The following is a 15,553-nucleotide window of genomic DNA, read 5'->3' as shown; positions in this document are numbered from 1 at the left end:
CGCCGCCACACTCGACGTATGAACGACCCTGCCGACCCCGAATCTAACCCCTTCGGCCGTGTCGTCGGTCACTGGGAGCAGGTCATCGACGACATGGCGGCGACGGCAACACAGTACCGCGACGACGGCCGCGAGGCTATCGAACTCCACCCTGGCGACGTGACCGTGCTGACCGGTGAGCCGCGGACAATGGCCGAACAAACCGGCGAGTACGAGCCAGAGACCCGGCGACTCGGCTTCGATGTCGTGGTTTCCGGCGACGAATTCCGGCGGGTCGCCGACGCGCTCGAAGACCGAACCGTCGACCGCTCCGAGGTGTTCCGGGCGACCGGCGACGGGATGGTGTTCCTGCTCGTCGCGCTGGAATGTGGCGACGACCTCGCCGTGCTCGTGCCGCTGTACTACGACCAGACCGACCGCGCGGACCTCTCGCAGGTCGCCGACGACCACGGACTGTACTCACATATCCGCCCGCTTACCGACGACGAGGTGGTCACCGTCAGCCACGAGGACCCCGAGCCGTTTTTCCCAGGCTGAACCCCGTCCGAGAGCGGTCACCGGCTGCGCGACGGCGACCTCTCTCGGACTCGGGTCAGCCGGTACGCCGGCACGTCGAAGACGATGCCATAGAGCAGTCGGTTGCCGATGACACCGACACCGAAGCCCGAGAGGACGGCCGAGAGTACGAGCGTTATCGGCGACCCGGAAAGCGTTACGAGGCCGGCGACAGCCCCGGCAAGCACGATGAACGACGCCAGTGCAGCGACCTCCGGGTAGACACCCGGGACCGCGTCGTGTTCGACGACCGCCATCGCGATTCCCGTCAGGAGTCCGAACCCGACAACCACCGCCAGTACATCGACCAGCGCTGTCCCTGCCTCCGCATAGCCGAGCACCGCGCCGCCGATGCCGATGGCCAGGTCCGTCCGTAGCACTTTCTGTGTCGCTTCGTGGGCCGACATCGACGGCTGTGCATCGGGGTCGATGTCGTCCATCTCAGCCCTGCCTACTCGTCGACCTGGAACTCATTGCCACACTCCGGACAACACACCTCGTCGTGTCGCAGCGCCGCCGACTGCTCGCGGACTTCCCGCATCACCGAGGAAATCCGGTCTTCAGCCTCCATCTCGTCCTCGACGGCGAGGTCGACGCCCTCAACTTCGAGGAGGAACTTCGCGACCTCGGTCGCCTCGTACATCACGTCGTCGAGGTCCTCAGCGGTGAAGAAGTCACACATCGCACCGTAGAGGAACGTCGCCCCGGCCTTCCGGACCTTGTCCTCGAAGGCCGCGCGGGCCTGATTGACAGCCTGTGGGGTGTACGTGTCCGTCATGAACGGGACGAGTTCGGGGAGGTTCTCTCCGATCTTCGTCATCTCGACGCCCGTTTCGGTCCGGAAATCGGCACAGAGACGGGCGATAGCCCACTCACGGGCGGTGATGTACGTCCGGTCCCGGAGAAAGTCGTTTGCGCGGTCGTAGGTCCCGCCCTCAATTTTCTTGAATCGGTCGTACTTCTGTACGTCCGACGGGATGTCACCGGCTTCCGACACCGGCGTCTCGCTGCCTTGATCGGACGGGTCTGACTCTTCAGTGGCCGACTCGGTGGGGCTGCTTCCCGTGGTGTCGCCATCGTCGGCCCCGTCGTCCGCGGCCGCCGCCTCGCCCGGCTGGTGGCCGGCCGAGCCATCGTCTGCCGCCTCGACATCCGTCTCGTCCGGCGGTGCGCCCTCAGTCATAGCCGAGCATGCGTGCCCGCGGCGAAAAAGGGTATCGCCGTATCGCCGCCGTCCCGCTGTCGTTGTCTTCTTCCAACAGTTCAGCCGGGTGGCTTTTTTACCGCTCCCATACATGGCCCGAGTATGAAAATACTGCTCGGTGTCGGGGGCAGCGACCTGTCCTACCAGGCACTGACCGAAACACTCGAACGCGTCGCCGAAACAGGTGACGAGCTGACTGTCGCTGTCTTCGAAAACGAAGACAACGACGCCGATATCGAGGCGGTCCAGCAGCGGATACAGGAGCACATCGACGAAAGCGGGCTCGAACCGGCGCTTCGACGCGTCGAAGGCACTTCTCCTGGAAGTGAGCTGGTGAACATCGCCGAGAGCGAGGGGTTCGATAGAATCGTCCTCGGTGGCGGCGGTCGCTCGCCGCTCGGGAAGATACAGCTCGGCCCCATCGTCGAGTTCGTCCTCCTGAACGCACAGACGCCGGTGACTCTCATCCGATGACTCGCACGTACCCAGACGAATCCGCCGAAGCGTTCCCACAGCCGCCGCGGACGCTCACCGACCGTGAGGACCGTTCCATCGACGTCATCCCTGCCGACGACGCCGACACGCAGAGTCTCGTCGAGATGTATCTCGACTTCGACCCCGCCGACCGGGCGCAGGGTATCCCGCCGGTCAAAGAGGAAGCTATCCGCGAGTGGCTCGAAACGATTCTCGACGGCGACTGTGTCAACGTCGTCGCCAAACACGATGACACTGTTGCCGGCCACGCGACGCTGGTCCCGGACAACGAGGACGAGCACGAACTCGCTATCTTCGTGTTACAGAGCTACCAGGGCGCTGGTATCGGAACGGCACTGGTCGAGACGCTGCTGGGGTACGGCCAGGCCGAAGGTATCGACCACGTCTGGCTCACCGTCGAGCGGTGGAACGACCCGGCGATATCGCTGTACGAGAAGGTCGGGTTCGAGATCAGTAGCGCCGAGAGCTTCGAGATAGAGATGGCGATCCGGCTTTAAACTGTAAGGACCGGCTGGCTGGCGTACTCGATGACGTAGGTCGCCGCGCGCCCGACGGCCTCTTCGCTTCCCTCCTCGCGCGGGACGACGATGAAATCCGCGTTGACGTCCTCTGCCACGTCGAGGACGACACTGCCCGGTGTTTGCATCAGTCGCGTCTCCGAGAACGCGGTCGCGGACGACGTTTCGAACGCACCGTCGTGGGCGTCGCGGAACCGCTCTCGGATGCTCTCAGTGAACGCTCGATGCTCCTCGGCGATCGCGGTCGCGCTCACGTTGCCGCTGTCGATATCCCGGTGGAGCCGTTCGTCGATGACGAACAGCAGGTGGAGATCGGCGTCATACCGCTCCGCGACGGCGATCGCGTACTCGGCCGCTCGTTCCGACTGGTCGCTGCCGTCGACCGGCGCGAGTACGAGGTCGATGTCCATCACTCGCCACTGTGACCCCGGCCGGCAAAAATCCACCGGGGTTCGCGCCACCCCCGCAGTGGCATCCGGAGCGTCCCTCGCCGTGACCAACAGTGTATTTAGTCGCGGCTTCGATGCGTGGTGTATGTTCGATACGGTGGTCATCGCCACGGACGGCTCCGGCAGCGCAGAGCGGGCCGTCGAAGCGGCGCTGGACCTGGCGGCGCGCTTCGACGCAACTGTCCACGGGCTGTACGTCGTCGACACCGGCGAGGTTGAGACGACTCCCGAAGAGGTTCGCGAGGCGCTGGAGCGCGCGCTGGCGACCACTGGCGGCCGCGCCCTCTCGTTTATTCTGGAGGCCGCTGACGCCGAGGCAGACGAGGAGCTCGTCACTGCCGTCCGTGAGGGCGACCCGGCCGACGAAATCTCCAAGTACGCGGTGGAACACGACGCCGATGTCATCGTCAGCGGGACCCGCGGCCGCCACGGTGAACATGGGTACCTGCTGGGGAGCGTCGCCGAAGAACTCGTGCGGGAGGCCCCGATGCCGGTGCTGACGGTCCGTCAGCTCGAAGGCGAGCCGAATCCCGAGCGAACCGAGGTCTGACGCGCTGCTCGAAGCGCCACGGCATAGGCCACACCGTCCGATCGACAGAATATTTGACAGTAAGGTTATTGTTATCTGCCGCGTATAAATGCTGAGATGCATCGGCAAGTCCGCGTACTCCACGTCGACGACGACCCGGAGTTCGCTGAGGTAGCCGCCACGTTTCTGGAACGCGTGGGCGACGGCTTCAGTGTCGAGACGGCGGCGAACGTGAGCGAGGGGCTCGCGCGTCTCGCCGAGGCTGCCTTCGACTGTGTGGTTTCGGACTACGATATGCCTGAGACGAACGGTATCGAGTTTCTGGAGGCCGTCCGGGCGGAGTATCCGGACCTGCCGTTCGTTCTATTCACCGGGAAGGGAAGCGAGGAGGTCGCCAGCGAGGCTGTCTCCAAGGGTGTCAGCGATTACCTCCAGAAGGGACGCGGCACCGAGCGGTACACCTTGCTCGCGAACCGAATCCAGAACCTCGTCGCGCAACACCGCGCGGAGGCGGGGCTGGAGTCACGTATCGAACAGCAGTCGGTCCTGGCGGCGTTGGGAGAGTCTGCCCTCTCCGGCTGTGGGCTACAGACGCTGTTCGAGGAGACAGTGGCACTCGTGTCGGACGCCCTCGGCACGGAGTACTCCAAAGTGCTCGAATACCGCTCCGACAGCGACGACTTCCTGTTGCAGGCCGGCGTCGGTTGGCAGGACGGACTGGTCGGGAACGCGGCCGTCGGGGCCGACGAGGAGTCCCAGGCCGGGCATACGCTTCAGGTCGGCGGCCCGGTCGTCGTCGAGGACCTGCGCACAGAAGATCGCTTCCGCGGCCCGCCGCTGTTACTGGACCACGGCGTCGTGAGCGGTATCAGCGTCGTCATTGGCGAGACCGACGACCCGTGGGGCGTCTTCGGCACTCACTCGACCGACCAGATCACGTTCACCGACGACGACGTGACGTTCGTCCAGAACGTCGCCAACCTGCTGGGGACCGCTATCCAGCGCCAGCGGTCCGAGCAGCGCCGACACGAGAGCGAGCGCCGGTTCCGCGAGATAGCGGAGGTCAGCCCCGACACGATATTCCGTCTGGACACCGACGGCGTATTCACCTACGTCTCCCCGGTCATCGAATCGCTGCTCGGCTACGCCCCCGAGGACCTCGTCGACACTCCATTCCAGACATACGTTCCGGACGAGAGCATGGAAACGGCGTTCGACGGGTTCTCTCGGGTCGCGGCCGGCGAAACCGTCCGCGAATTCGAACTGCGTCTTATCGACGCCGACGGAGACTTGATTGATGTTGAGGTCAGCGCCAGCCCGGTCACGCACGACGGATCCGTTCGGTTCGTACAGGGACTCGTGCGGGACGTAACCGAGCGGACGAAACGCGAGCGCCGCCTCCAGCGACTCAAAGCGCAGTACGAGACGCTTATCGAGAACCTCCCCGAGATGGGTGTGTTCCTCTTTGACCGCGACTGCCGGTACACCGTTGCCGGCGGCGGTGAACTTTCGTCTGTCGGCCTCACATCTGCCGACTTCGAGGGAGCGACGGCACACGACCTGTTCCTCGAGGCGATTGCCGACGAACTCGAACACTACTACCGCGAGGCGCTGGACGGCCGCTCCCACCGGTTCGAACAGCAGTACCAGGACAGGCAGTATCAGGTGCAGACGCTGCCCGTCCGGGACGACGACGGCGAGGTCATCTCCGGGCTGGCGGTCTCGGAAGATATTACCGAGCGGCGAGAGCGCCAGCAGGCGCTCGAACGCCAGAACGAACGCCTCCGGGAGTTCGCTGGCGTTGTCAGCCACGACCTCCGGAACCCGCTGAACGTCGCCCAGGGGCGGCTCGAACTGGCCCGGACCGAGTCTGACAGCGACCACCTCGACGACGTCGCCGCGGCAATCGAGCGGAGCCACCGGCTCATCGACGACCTGCTGACGCTCGCCAGCAGCGGCGACGAGGTCACCGAGACGGAGGCGCTCGACCTCGGGGCACTCGCCGAGGGGTGCTGGCGGAACGTCCCGACCGGCGACGCGACGCTTTCGGTCCGGACCGAACAGACGGTCGTGGCCGACCGGGGCCGGCTCGAACAGCTCCTCGAAAACCTCGTTCGGAACGCCGTCGAACACGCACGCCCCCAGTCGGCGATGTCGTCGGACGACGTAGCCGGGCACGCAAACGACCTGACGGTGACCGTCGGTGCGCTTGCGGGCGGGTTCTACGTCGAGGACACCGGCCCCGGAATACCGCCAGAGGAGCGCGACGAGGTTTTCGAGGCAGGCCACTCGACTGCCGTGAACGGAACCGGGTTCGGGCTTCGAATCGTCGAGCAGATCGCCGACGCCCACGGGTGGACGGTCACCGTGACCGACAGCGAGTCCGGCGGCGCACGGTTCGAATTCCACGGTGTCGAGACGGCGTGACCGACGCGCCGACACACCGCCGTGGCAGCGTCCTGTCACGGTCGAACCCGACGGCTTCTTGACGCCACGTCCGCTTGCTGGGGCATGGACGATTGGCTCATCGACGACGACCGCCTCTCTATCGGCCGCAAATCCGTACTCCCCGGTGAGGGGTTCTTTATTCCGGATTCCTACGAGGAAGAGCAGGCCGAGGCCGAAGCCGCCGAGACGCTGGACGACGCTGGCGTCATCGTTATCGCCGACCCGGACGCCGACGGGCTGGCCTGTACTGCACTGATTCGTGAGGCACACGGTGAGGGCGCACTGCTGCCCGCCGGCCCGCACGAACTCACGGAGGCGCTCGAATGGACCGCCGAGTACGCCGACCCCGGCGCGACCGTCTTCGTCTGTGACCTCTGTCCCGACCGCGAGTCCGACATCGCCCCGCTCGGCTCGCTGGTCGACACCGCCCAGCGGGTCGTCTGGTTCGACCACCACCAGTGGCCCGATGACCTCGCAGACGACGTGGATGCGGCTGGTGTCGAACGCACCGTCGGCGACTCCGACGAGGTGTGTACTGCCGACGTGGCGCTGTCGGAGCTCGACTACGACTTCGACGACCAGTGGGCCGACCTCGCCGCCGTCACCCGCGACCACGACCTCTGGATACGGGACGACCCCCGAAGCGACGACCTCGCGGACCTCTCGTACTGGAGCGAACCCGAGGAGTACATCGAGGCAGTCCGCGACCACGGCCCCGACCTCTCTCCGGAGTACCACGACTTCCTCGACGAGAAGCGCGTCGAGAAGGAGGCGCTCATCGAGAAGGCCGTCGAGCGGGCGGAACTCCGCGAGGTCGGCGAGTGGACGGTCGGCGTCACCTACGGCCGCTGTTCACAGAACGAGGTCGCCGAGGCCCTGCGCGAGCAGGGGGCCGACGCCGCCGTCATCGTCAAGCCCGCCGGCTCCGCCTCCATCCGCGGCACGGAGAACTTCGAGCGCGCCCACGAGGTCGCCCAGCAGGTCAACGGCGGCGGCCACCCGAAGGCCGCGGGCTGTAAGCCCGACATCTACGACGACATGATGGACTACGCTCACCACTGGACGACACAGGGCGCGGTGGCGAAGCAGGCCATCGTAGACGCGTTCCGACGGCTTCCCGAGGAAGGGGAAGAAGGCGTAGACACCGACCGCTGAACCGCGCTCGAACATCGAGAGAGCGCGGCCTTTTTCGCCCACGTTTTTGCCGCGAGTGGTGGCCGGAGGCCACCCGAGCGGGAAAAAGGTGGACTCGGACGACACAGGGCGCGGTGGCGAAGCAGGCCATCGTAGACGCGTTCCGACGGCTACCGGAGGAAGAAGCGGAAGGCGTCGACACCGAGCGCTGAGTCGGTAGAACCCGACAGGCGGACCCGCGAGCGAAGTGCCGGTGAGTCTTGCCCGACGCAACGTTGATTTATCTCTCCGCCGTCACTGCCGGGTGATGCCCGAGTCCCTCCACACGCGAATCGTACGCGAGACGGCCCTGCGACGGCGACTCGGAAGCGCCGTCGCCGTCGGCGCGACGCTGCTGGTCCTCGATGGCTCGATACGGTACGCAACGGCCGTGGCCGCGATGGCCTTCTGTGTCTGGCTCGCCGCCGACTCCGCGCAGGTCGTTGTCGGCGACTACGCCGACCACGTGGTGTTCGGACTGCTCGTCTTCGGTTTCGTGGCGTACACGGCCGCGGCCGCCGGCCCAACGTGGGTCGTCGTCCCCGGGGCGCTGCTCGGCGGCTGGTTCCTCCTCGACGGTATCCAGCACCTCCGCCACGGCGTCACCCGCGACGAGGTCGGGGTGCCGTACTCACACGACGGCGGCCCCGTGACCGGCCTGCCCAAGGCACTGCTCGTCCGGCTGGCCGAACCGTTCCTGCTGTAACTGCCGGCTACTCCCCGACGACCCACTTGTCGCTGTACCGTTCCCCGCAGGCACACACCGCGTAGGCGTGAATCACGTCGCCCTCGGCGTAGAGGCCGCCCACGTCCTCGTTCTGTTCCTCGGCGAAGGCAAAGATAAACCGGGTCGTGTGGTCGCTCTCCGGTTCCTCCTCGGCGACCGGACAGACCGCGCCGGTCAGGTCGTCGCCGATGTCGCCCTCGGTTCCCATCGCCTCTTGGGCCAGCCCCATCGGGTCGATACCGGTCGCCGACTGGAACGCGCTCCGGCCGTCGTCGCCCGGCAACACGAGGACGTGTCCGTCATCGACTTCGTCGGCGTACTCGGCCAGCGCGCCCGGGTTCGAGACGGCGTCCTCGTGGAGAAAGAACAGCACGTCTTCGGACCGCTCGCCGGCCAGAAACTCCGTGTGTTTGGTCATGCAGACAGGGAGTCACTCGCCGGGCAAAAGTGCCGCGTTCCTCCCGCAGGCCACCGCCCCGTCGTAGCCTCACTTTTAGGCACACTCACGGCATACAGTCACACATGACCGACTTCGCGGAGTACGTCACGGACATCGTCCACGAACCGACCCAGACCGACAGCCCGGGGTTGGACCTCACCGTCGCCGAGGTGTACGAAGTCGTCGAGCCGGGGCGCATCGACTTCGGCGGCGGCGAACTCGACTCGGCTGGCGTCACACCCCATTCGAGCGAGAAACGAGACCCGGCTGACGACTACGAGTGGTGGACGCTACGGGGTGGCCAGTACCTCGTTGAGTACAACGAATCGCTGACCGGCGAGGCGACGGTGACGCTCCAGCCGCGGACGGAACTGCTCGAACGCGGGGCGACCCATCCGACGCTGCACGTTGACACGCTTTCGCGCGTGCCGCTGTCGGTCGGCGGCGCAGGGCTGAAGCTCAAGGAAAACGCCCGAGTCAGCACGATTGTGGCGGCAGACGAGCAGTGACCCATCCGGTCCCGACTGCTGCTTCTACCAGTACGACGGCGTGCTTCCGTACAGCCGCATAAAGTGAAGCCGTTCGCTCACGGCCCGCGAGAGCGGGAGGAGAAAGTCACCAGTATCGGGGAACAGCGTGACACCGGAGATGAGGAGATAGACCGCTGTCAGCCCAGCCGCGGCACCGAGAACGGCAGCTCCGGTTGACTCGAACCCGCCGACGGCTGTGTCGAGGAGTACCCAGAACCCGACGACGGCAGCGACCGTCAGCGCGGTGAGCGCGTACAGCTGGACGGCCTCGCCGAGGACTAGATCACCGACCGCAATCGCGCTGAGATAGAGCGGGACGCCGGCCAGGACCGCAGTACCGAAGCCGACCACGGCCGACCGCCCGGCGGTTTCGAGGGCGCGCCGAACTACCGGTATCCGTATCATCCAGTAGACGCCGACTGCGTAGAGCGGGTGGAGATACCGCATCGTGAACATATGGTGTAGCGGGAGTGTCGTGAGCGCCAGCCCGAGTAACAACAGGACGTAAACCACGGTGAACGCATCGACGACAGTAACAGGGGCCGTCTGTCCGGCGAGACGTGGCCGCCGGAGACTGGCCCCGCGAGCGAGTCGACGGGCGGCGAGCAGGGGATAGACCACGACGGCACCGAGCAGCGGCATCGATTCGAGGACACTGAGATTTACCGCGGCGTCCTGTGGCGGCAACAGACTGTCGGTGTACCCGTGTCGAATGAATATTCGACCCATCCGTTCGGGGGCAAGTAGGACGGCGTAGGACGCGCCGAACTGGCCGAGAATTCGCGACAGCACGCTGCTGCCGGAACCGGACTGCCCGCTGTTGGCGTCGCTCCCGGCCGTCACGCCCGCTCCGCCGTCGCCGCTGAGCACGTCACCGCTGTATTCTGGCAGTAGCCGGGGTGGTTGCAGCGGCTCGCCGGAGATGGCCAGGTTCGTCAGGAAAAACGGGACCAGCGAGACAGACAAGGTGAGTCCGACCACCAGCAGCTCCCGGGGGTCGTTGGACCGGGCGGTCGGCAGGTCGACGGCCGCGATGGCCACCAGCAAGAAGAACCCCTCGGGTGCGTGAACCCACGTCACGGGGCCAACCCAAGCGTAGGTGAGCGCCCTGAAGCGTCTGGCGACGGTCGCGGACGCAGCCTCCCGGCTTCGGTAGAGAGTGTAGAGCACACAGACCACAAACAGCGCGGTGACGCTGTGGCGCTTCGGCAGGCTCGCCCAGAACCCTATCGGCGTCGCGAACGCGGCCGTCAGCCCGGCAACCACGCCCAGCCGGTCGGTGTACAGACGACTGACCAGCCGATAGAGGACGACGGTAGTGAACGCCGCTGCCAGCGCCGTCGTACACTGCAGCGCCAGTAGCGGGTACCAGTACGGCGACAGCGGCGTCGCAACGAGTAGGTTACCGACGAAGGCGACGGCTCCGACGGCGGTCCCGATTAGGATACATAGCCGTCGTCGGTCAAGCCAGACGCCGGCACCGGCCGCCGCTCCAATGACGACGAACGACCAGAGACCAACCACTACGACCTGGACATCCGCCACCAACGAGACGGCTTCGAGTGCAAGCAGCCAGGCGGCGGAGACGACCACAATGCCGTAGTTCCGGCCGTACACGCGGCCGTCGACGAGGTACGTTCCCGGTGAGGCCCCGGACGCGGGGCCGTACACTGCCCGATCGATGAACAGGTGGCCGTCGGCGACGCCGACGAGCGTATTCGCGAACGTGAACTGGTCGTTCGAGAAGAACCCGAGCCGCCAGTAGAGTCCGAACCACGCGAGCGCAGCGAGACAGAGTGTTGCCCCGATGTAGTTCCCGAATGCCACACGGAGCACTGCGACCCCGAAGGTGTCGGTATCGACGCCGGTGTCAGGCGTGAACCGCTCGCGGACGCTCATTGCTGGACCTCGATTGTTATTTGCTTCACTGTGATCTGGCGCTCCCTGTCGCCTTCCCGGATCCATATTGTCAGAACCGCGTCGTAGCTACCCCGGTTGATCCGTTGTGGACTGATGCCGATGGGCTTCGGCCGGAGTCCCATCCGCGTCCCTTCGGTCCCGGCCAGCTCGTACCGGCTCGTCGCGGTGATCCACAGCGACGGAATGTCGATGGTGTACCTGACGGCTGGGTTCCCAGCGACACGATCTACGGTCAGCACTGCTGGCGGTGCGTCCAGATGGTACCGGCCGGACCCGAACCGTCCCCGTTCGAGGGTAACCTGTTCGGTCGGCACAGAACCGACGGTCACGGCGGTGCTTCCGTCACCCACCGGCGGTCCCTCCTGTGTGACGTCCACCGCGCCAACGAGTGGTCCCGACGCGACGGCGAGAATAGACACGAAGAGCGCGAACGTGGCCGGCACCACCCACTCAGTCATAGCGTACCCGACATTGACTACCGTCGTATTTGACTCTACGGTAGTGATTATCGCTTTGGATAACGCGGCTCGGAGACAAGCAGTCAGGCGTTCACGTCTTCGAGGTGGCGGCTGGCGACGATCTTGCCAGTTGGCGTAAGCGTCGGGCCGTCAGAGCCGTCCTGTACGAGTCCATCGGCGGAGAGGTCCTGAAGAATCATCGACACCTGTGAGGAATCTTTGCCGAGAATACTCGCCAACGGCATCCCGTCCATCTCGCCGGTCGAGTACATGGCGACCAGCACCTCCTTCTTGTCCTTCGTGAGCTCGACGTCTTTGAGCTCCTCCATGAGCTCGGCGTACTCGCGGCGGAGATAGCGCCCGAGGATGGACATCTTTCGGTTCGACGCCATCGCAGCCAGCGTCGTCATGGCCGTGCCGTCTTTCATATGCCGGACTGTCAGTACCGGCCGGCTCTTGCCGTTAATTTCCCGCGTGTTCCGGTCGAAGTCCGACACCGTCTTGAGGTCGACAGCGAACGACCCGTCGCTGCGCCGGAACTCGACGTTACCGGGCGTGAGAAACAGCTTCGCCGTCTTGAACGCCTCGTCGGTGACGCGACCACCGACGCGGGCGCGCTCTTTGACCGTCGTTTCGGTGCCGTTGATGATCGCCTTGAACAGCACCGTCCCAAACTTCTCGATTTTTTCGTCGCCAGCTTCGATGGCTGCGACGAGTCGCTTCCCTTTTCGCTCGAAGGCAATGGTCACCGTCGAGTCGAAGAAATCGCCCAGGTCGGGCGGGACCTGCCCGATGGCGATATCGAAAATCGAATCCAGTGGGATCGTCAGCTTGTCGTCTTCGCTCGCGGCCAGCACCAGCCGCTTCTGGGAGAGGACGATCCGACCCTTGATTGGGTCGCCCCGACCGGCCACTTCGGAATTGAATTTGCCGACGAAATCCGCGATCACTGATTCCGACATTCGTCCGTTACCTGATGTACATCAGCACTGATATTGAGCGTTTCGCGCGAGTATCAGCAGCAAAAATCGGGTTCACTCGGGAAAACAGGGACCACTGACGTCAATTATCGAGATTTCGAGCGATATCTGACAGCGAGGCGTCCGGTCCGCCGGTCGCTGTATAGACGACGCGCTTGCCGGGCGTCCGGAGGCCGTACTCGGTTCCGTCGGTGACCACGTCGAGGTGCGCCGAGCCGCCGAGCGAGATACCGCTGTTAGCAACCCACTCCGCGAGGCGGTTCGTCCCGTCCCGTTCGCGAGCCAGGCGGCGGTTGTCGGCGACGTGTGAGATGACCGGCTCGCCGTCGAGGTTCGTCTCGACGACAGCGTGGTACCGGTCGCCGTCCAGTGCAAGACGGACGGTGTCGCCGTCGTCGAAATCGAGTTCGTCCGGGAGTACAACCCGCGGTCGGTCGGTTCGGCCGACCGACTCGACGGGAACGCGATGCGTCTCGACGGTTTCGTGGTCACTGGGAACGCGGTCCGGCACGTGACTTACTCGTCGTCGCCGAGAAGGTCGGCCACGTCGTCGCTGCCGCGGGCCGTGATCTTCGCGTTGATCTGGCGCGTGTCATCGCTGACCTCGCGGCCGCGGACGGTGATCCGCTTGCGCTCGCCGTCGGTGGTCGGCTCGAAGCCGACGCCGCCATCGGACATGATCTCTTTCGTCATGACGCCGCGAACGTCAGGTCGCATCGGTCGGCCGGAGGTGTCCGAGCCGCCGGTCAGTTCGAGCGTGTACCCGTCGAGCCCGACGGCCCCGCCGTCGACCTCGTCGCCGAGCTCGCGGCCGATGAAGCGATTTGCGTCCTGTCCGTCAACGTCGATCTGGTAGGTGTGGCCGTCCTCCGGGTCGGAGACGGCGACCGTGAATTCTGCCATACCTGTTCTCAATCAACCGCGCTTCAAAAACGCGTCGAACCGTCCGTCCCGGCCACACGGTCTCGTTTACTGGTCAGCCATCGCATCGCTCGCAATCGAGCGGCCACGGGCCTCCAGCTGTACCTCCCGGCGTGTCCGGACCGGTTCGAGGATATCGGCCTCGATCAGCCTGTCGTACACGGCTTCGACTTCCTCGATCTCCATGTCGACGAAGTCCGGGATCTTGAACGGTGAGATGCCGGAGTACAGCGCCATCAGCACCTGCGTCTCTTTGTCGGAGAGGTCCACGTCGTCGGCGATATTGCGCTGCTCGCCCTGCCGGACGAGCCCCTCGATGAGCGAGACGTGACGCGGCGTCCCCGAGATGTGGGTCTCGACGCTGGTGCCCTCGATGGTGTGTTCGACCTCCAGCAACGGTCGCTCGTCGCCCCGAATCGTCTTCTCCTTGGCTTCGACGGTCCCAACGTCGTCGATGTCCAGTTCGACGAACGTACCGCTGGCGATGGCCAGATTGATGCAGTCGCCGTCGAGCTTGAGCCGCCCCTTCTCCCAGCCGCCGTCCTGAACAACGCCACCCTTGACTGCGGGGTGGTTGACGAGGACAACGGTCTGGTCGAGCAGCGTACTGTACAGTTTCTCCTGGAACTCCTCGGCCTTCTTTGCCGAAATGAGTGTCACGTTCCGGCCAGCCTGCACCTTGATGTAGCTGTCGACCTGTGCGAGTGGCTGGTTCATCTGGCTGGCCGTGACGCTGCTGACCTTCGATAGCGGGATGGTCCGCTTGCCGTCGTTGGTTGCAAGGACGAGCCGCTTGTTCGAGAGCAAAATTCGACCGGGTAGCCACTCGATGTCGTTGCGTTTGCGCCCGTCCGAGACGACCTGGACGAACTTCCCCTTCGTATCGACCAGTGCGTGTTCTCCGTCACTCATCGGTTAGCCAGCTATCGCTCTCGTGTACGCCCCGCCGCGTCTTAACCCACTCGGCTGATTCATCCGCGGCCACCGAGCTTCGAGATAGCCGAGAAGGCCTTCTTCCGGACTACGTCGTGTTCCGTCTCGTCGATGAGTTTATCCAGCGTCTTCCGGGACCGCTCACCCCCGACCTTCCCGAGCGTGAAGATGGCCTGTCCGCGGACCTCGGGGTCGACGTCGTCGTCCTGCACGATTTTGAGGAGCCGCCGCTCCACCATGTTGTCGTCGCCGCCGAGTTCGGCGAGGCTCGTGGCGGCGAACTGCCGGAGCATCTGGTCGTCGTCGCTGAGCGCATCGACCAGCGATTCGATGACGCGGTCTCGTTCCTCCTGACTGGTGACTCGGCCAAGCATCCAGGCGGTGTTGCGACGCTGGGCGGCCTGCGTGCTCTCTTCGAGGATCTCGACCAGCGGCACGACGACGCTCCGGTCGTCCGTGTTCGAGAGCTTCTCGACGACGGTATCCCGTATCTCGTGGCTCTGTTCGGTCGGCACGTTCGACAGTAGCTCGATGAGCGAGTAGACGGCCGTCCGCCGGACGGCGGCCGACTCGTCGGAAAGCGCTTCGATGAGGTAGTCGACGGGCCGGTCGTTGCCGAAGTTCCCGAACGCGCCGACGGCGATACGCCGGACCCGCTCGTCGTCATCCTCGTACAGCGGCAACAGCGCCTGAAGCGCCTGGCGGTTCCCGATGTTGCCCAGTGCGTCGGCAGCTTCGCGCCTGACGCCGGCCTTCGGGTCCGACAGGACCGATTCCAGCGGTGTCGTTGCCCGCGAGTCGCCGATCTTTCCGGCCGACCGGGCCGCCCGCGCCCGTACTCGCGGGTCGGGGTCCTCGAAACGCTCGGCGAGCTTCGGGACCGCGTCGGCCTGGTCCAGGTTTCCGAGACCGTTCGCTGCTGCCATCCGGAGTTCCGGTACGTCGGCGTCGAGGACCTGCATGTACGCTTTCGCCTTCACCCAGTCGGCGGCGTCGTCTTCGAGGTCGACGCCGGCCATACTCCCGATGAGCTGTGTGATTGCGTCGCCACCGAGTTCGTCAAGCGAGTCGATAGCCGCGCCGGTGATCGCGTCGCTGTCGCTCTGGGCCGCGTCCACGAGTGCGTTGACAACGTCGCGCCGGTCGTCGTGGTCGTCGAAGTTTCCCAGTAGCTCCGCGGCACGGGTCTTGACTCGCTCGTTGTCGCTCTCTCTGAGGAGGCGGATGAGTTCCTGTGCCTTGCCGTCACGTTCCAGTTCGTAGAGACTCATTGG

General features: G+C 65.2%; 19 protein-coding genes and 3 pseudogenes. 11 read left to right on the top strand and 11 right to left on the bottom strand.

Going from position 1 to position 15,553, the window contains the following annotated elements; translation table 11 throughout:
• Positions 1 to 18 precede the first annotated feature (18 nt).
• Positions 19 to 537, top strand: coding sequence for a hypothetical protein (locus BVU17_13110; protein ID AUG48417.1), 519 nt, complete (start codon positions 19 to 21; stop codon positions 535 to 537).
• 17 nt (positions 538 to 554) lie between these two features.
• Here the strand turns inward: BVU17_13110 and BVU17_13105 are convergent, their stop codons facing one another.
• Positions 555 to 995, bottom strand: a complete 441-nt coding sequence (locus BVU17_13105; protein AUG48416.1) for a hypothetical protein — start codon at positions 993 to 995, stop codon at positions 555 to 557.
• A gap of 11 nt (positions 996 to 1,006) precedes the next feature.
• Positions 1,007 to 1,738 carry a hypothetical protein gene (locus BVU17_13100; protein AUG48415.1) on the bottom strand — a complete coding sequence of 244 codons (732 nt, stop codon included), beginning with the start codon at positions 1,736 to 1,738 and terminating at the stop codon, positions 1,007 to 1,009.
• A gap of 123 nt (positions 1,739 to 1,861) precedes the next feature.
• Between BVU17_13100 and BVU17_13095 the strand changes: the two genes are divergently transcribed.
• Complete coding sequence (locus BVU17_13095; protein ID AUG48414.1) at positions 1,862 to 2,233, top strand: universal stress protein UspA; 372 nt, start codon at positions 1,862 to 1,864, stop codon at positions 2,231 to 2,233.
• Complete coding sequence (locus BVU17_13090; protein AUG48413.1) at positions 2,230 to 2,751, top strand: GNAT family N-acetyltransferase; 522 nt, start codon at positions 2,230 to 2,232, stop codon at positions 2,749 to 2,751. The genes BVU17_13095 and BVU17_13090 overlap by 4 nt, the downstream gene beginning before the upstream one ends.
• Here BVU17_13090 and BVU17_13085 read toward each other — a convergent pair.
• Positions 2,748 to 3,182, bottom strand: a complete 435-nt coding sequence (locus BVU17_13085) for a universal stress protein UspA (protein ID AUG48412.1) — start codon at positions 3,180 to 3,182, stop codon at positions 2,748 to 2,750. The genes BVU17_13090 and BVU17_13085 overlap by 4 nt on opposite strands.
• Before the next feature lie 124 nt (positions 3,183 to 3,306).
• Here BVU17_13085 and BVU17_13080 point away from each other — a divergent pair, with 124 nt between their 5' ends.
• From BVU17_13080 to BVU17_13050, 7 genes and pseudogenes are all read left to right on the top strand, one after another.
• Positions 3,307 to 3,771, top strand: coding sequence for a universal stress protein UspA (locus BVU17_13080; GenBank protein AUG48411.1), 465 nt, complete (start codon positions 3,307 to 3,309; stop codon positions 3,769 to 3,771).
• Between the two features lie 114 nt (positions 3,772 to 3,885).
• Positions 3,886 to 4,194, top strand: a pseudogene (locus BVU17_13075) (HTR-like protein).
• Positions 4,195 to 4,344: 150 nt separating this feature from the next.
• Positions 4,345 to 4,755, top strand: a pseudogene (locus tag BVU17_13070) (HTR-like protein).
• Between the two features lie 48 nt (positions 4,756 to 4,803).
• A pseudogene (locus BVU17_13065) lies at positions 4,804 to 5,151 on the top strand (hypothetical protein).
• A gap of 48 nt (positions 5,152 to 5,199) precedes the next feature.
• Complete coding sequence (locus tag BVU17_13060) at positions 5,200 to 6,177, top strand: PAS domain-containing sensor histidine kinase (GenBank protein AUG48913.1); 978 nt, start codon at positions 5,200 to 5,202, stop codon at positions 6,175 to 6,177.
• Positions 6,178 to 6,261: 84 nt separating this feature from the next.
• Positions 6,262 to 7,353, top strand: a complete 1,092-nt coding sequence (locus BVU17_13055) for a recombinase RecJ (GenBank protein AUG48410.1) — start codon at positions 6,262 to 6,264, stop codon at positions 7,351 to 7,353.
• 286 nt (positions 7,354 to 7,639) lie between these two features.
• Positions 7,640 to 8,077, top strand: a complete 438-nt coding sequence (locus BVU17_13050; protein AUG48409.1) for a hypothetical protein — start codon at positions 7,640 to 7,642, stop codon at positions 8,075 to 8,077.
• 7 nt (positions 8,078 to 8,084) lie between these two features.
• Here BVU17_13050 and BVU17_13045 read toward each other — a convergent pair whose 3' ends face one another.
• Positions 8,085 to 8,516, bottom strand: coding sequence for a hypothetical protein (locus BVU17_13045; GenBank protein ID AUG48408.1), 432 nt, complete (start codon positions 8,514 to 8,516; stop codon positions 8,085 to 8,087).
• Positions 8,517 to 8,620: 104 nt separating this feature from the next.
• On the opposite strand from BVU17_13045, the gene BVU17_13040 reads away from it, so the two are divergent.
• Positions 8,621 to 9,046 (top strand): dCTP deaminase, encoded by a 426-nt coding sequence (locus BVU17_13040; GenBank protein ID AUG48407.1) that lies wholly within the window; start codon positions 8,621 to 8,623, stop codon positions 9,044 to 9,046.
• Positions 9,047 to 9,070: 24 nt separating this feature from the next.
• On the opposite strand, the gene BVU17_13035 is transcribed toward BVU17_13040, so the two are convergent.
• From BVU17_13035 to BVU17_13005, 7 genes are all read right to left on the bottom strand, one after another.
• Positions 9,071 to 10,966: a hypothetical protein gene (locus BVU17_13035; protein ID AUG48406.1), complete on the bottom strand. Its 1,896-nt coding sequence runs from the start codon at positions 10,964 to 10,966 to the stop codon at positions 9,071 to 9,073.
• The gene (locus BVU17_13030; GenBank protein ID AUG48405.1) at positions 10,963 to 11,445 is read right to left on the bottom strand and encodes a hypothetical protein; all 483 of its coding nucleotides are present in this window, start codon (positions 11,443 to 11,445) and stop codon (positions 10,963 to 10,965) included. The genes BVU17_13035 and BVU17_13030 overlap by 4 nt, the downstream gene beginning before the upstream one ends.
• Positions 11,446 to 11,528: 83 nt before the next feature.
• Complete coding sequence (locus BVU17_13025; GenBank protein ID AUG48404.1) at positions 11,529 to 12,407, bottom strand: hypothetical protein; 879 nt, start codon at positions 12,405 to 12,407, stop codon at positions 11,529 to 11,531.
• 100 nt (positions 12,408 to 12,507) lie between these two features.
• Positions 12,508 to 12,936 carry a hypothetical protein gene (locus tag BVU17_13020; GenBank protein ID AUG48403.1) on the bottom strand — a complete coding sequence of 143 codons (429 nt, stop codon included), beginning with the start codon at positions 12,934 to 12,936 and terminating at the stop codon, positions 12,508 to 12,510.
• 5 nt (positions 12,937 to 12,941) lie between these two features.
• A complete protein-coding gene (locus BVU17_13015; protein AUG48402.1) occupies positions 12,942 to 13,328 on the bottom strand; it encodes a 30S ribosomal protein S6e in 387 nt (128 codons plus the stop codon).
• Between the two features lie 66 nt (positions 13,329 to 13,394).
• Positions 13,395 to 14,258, bottom strand: coding sequence for a chemotaxis protein CheF1 (locus tag BVU17_13010; protein AUG48401.1), 864 nt, complete (start codon positions 14,256 to 14,258; stop codon positions 13,395 to 13,397).
• 59 nt (positions 14,259 to 14,317) lie between these two features.
• Entirely contained in the window at positions 14,318 to 15,550 is a 1,233-nt protein-coding gene (locus BVU17_13005; GenBank protein AUG48400.1) for a phycocyanin alpha phycocyanobilin lyase, read from the bottom strand.
• Positions 15,551 to 15,553: the final 3 nt, after the last annotated feature.

The organism is Haloarcula taiwanensis, assembly GCA_002844335.1.
Classification (GTDB): Archaea; Halobacteriota; Halobacteria; order Halobacteriales; family Haloarculaceae; genus Haloarcula; species Haloarcula taiwanensis.
Note: the sequence above shows the minus strand (reverse complement) of the source record. Positions and strands in the feature narration are given on the sequence as shown.

What these genes read in the sequence shown, in the direction of transcription:
- BVU17_13110 (AUG48417.1), top strand. Translation starts at nt 19, where the DNA reads ATGAACGACCCTGCCGACCCCGAATCTAACCCCTTCGGCCGTGTCGTC.
- BVU17_13105 (AUG48416.1), bottom strand. Translation starts at nt 995, where the DNA reads ATGGACGACATCGACCCCGATGCACAGCCGTCGATGTCGGCCCACGAA.
- BVU17_13100 (AUG48415.1), bottom strand. Translation starts at nt 1,738, where the DNA reads ATGACTGAGGGCGCACCGCCGGACGAGACGGATGTCGAGGCGGCAGAC.
- BVU17_13095 (AUG48414.1), top strand. Translation starts at nt 1,862, where the DNA reads ATGAAAATACTGCTCGGTGTCGGGGGCAGCGACCTGTCCTACCAGGCA.
- BVU17_13090 (AUG48413.1), top strand. Translation starts at nt 2,230, where the DNA reads ATGACTCGCACGTACCCAGACGAATCCGCCGAAGCGTTCCCACAGCCG.
- BVU17_13085 (AUG48412.1), bottom strand. Translation starts at nt 3,182, where the DNA reads ATGGACATCGACCTCGTACTCGCGCCGGTCGACGGCAGCGACCAGTCG.
- BVU17_13080 (AUG48411.1), top strand. Translation starts at nt 3,307, where the DNA reads ATGTTCGATACGGTGGTCATCGCCACGGACGGCTCCGGCAGCGCAGAG.
- BVU17_13060 (AUG48913.1), top strand. Translation starts at nt 5,200, where the DNA reads ATGGGTGTGTTCCTCTTTGACCGCGACTGCCGGTACACCGTTGCCGGC.
- BVU17_13055 (AUG48410.1), top strand. Translation starts at nt 6,262, where the DNA reads ATGGACGATTGGCTCATCGACGACGACCGCCTCTCTATCGGCCGCAAA.
- BVU17_13050 (AUG48409.1), top strand. Translation starts at nt 7,640, where the DNA reads ATGCCCGAGTCCCTCCACACGCGAATCGTACGCGAGACGGCCCTGCGA.
- BVU17_13045 (AUG48408.1), bottom strand. Translation starts at nt 8,516, where the DNA reads ATGACCAAACACACGGAGTTTCTGGCCGGCGAGCGGTCCGAAGACGTG.
- BVU17_13040 (AUG48407.1), top strand. Translation starts at nt 8,621, where the DNA reads ATGACCGACTTCGCGGAGTACGTCACGGACATCGTCCACGAACCGACC.
- BVU17_13035 (AUG48406.1), bottom strand. Translation starts at nt 10,966, where the DNA reads ATGAGCGTCCGCGAGCGGTTCACGCCTGACACCGGCGTCGATACCGAC.
- BVU17_13030 (AUG48405.1), bottom strand. Translation starts at nt 11,445, where the DNA reads ATGACTGAGTGGGTGGTGCCGGCCACGTTCGCGCTCTTCGTGTCTATT.
- BVU17_13025 (AUG48404.1), bottom strand. Translation starts at nt 12,407, where the DNA reads ATGTCGGAATCAGTGATCGCGGATTTCGTCGGCAAATTCAATTCCGAA.
- BVU17_13015 (AUG48402.1), bottom strand. Translation starts at nt 13,328, where the DNA reads ATGGCAGAATTCACGGTCGCCGTCTCCGACCCGGAGGACGGCCACACC.
- BVU17_13010 (AUG48401.1), bottom strand. Translation starts at nt 14,258, where the DNA reads ATGAGTGACGGAGAACACGCACTGGTCGATACGAAGGGGAAGTTCGTC.
- BVU17_13005 (AUG48400.1), bottom strand. Translation starts at nt 15,550, where the DNA reads ATGAGTCTCTACGAACTGGAACGTGACGGCAAGGCACAGGAACTCATC.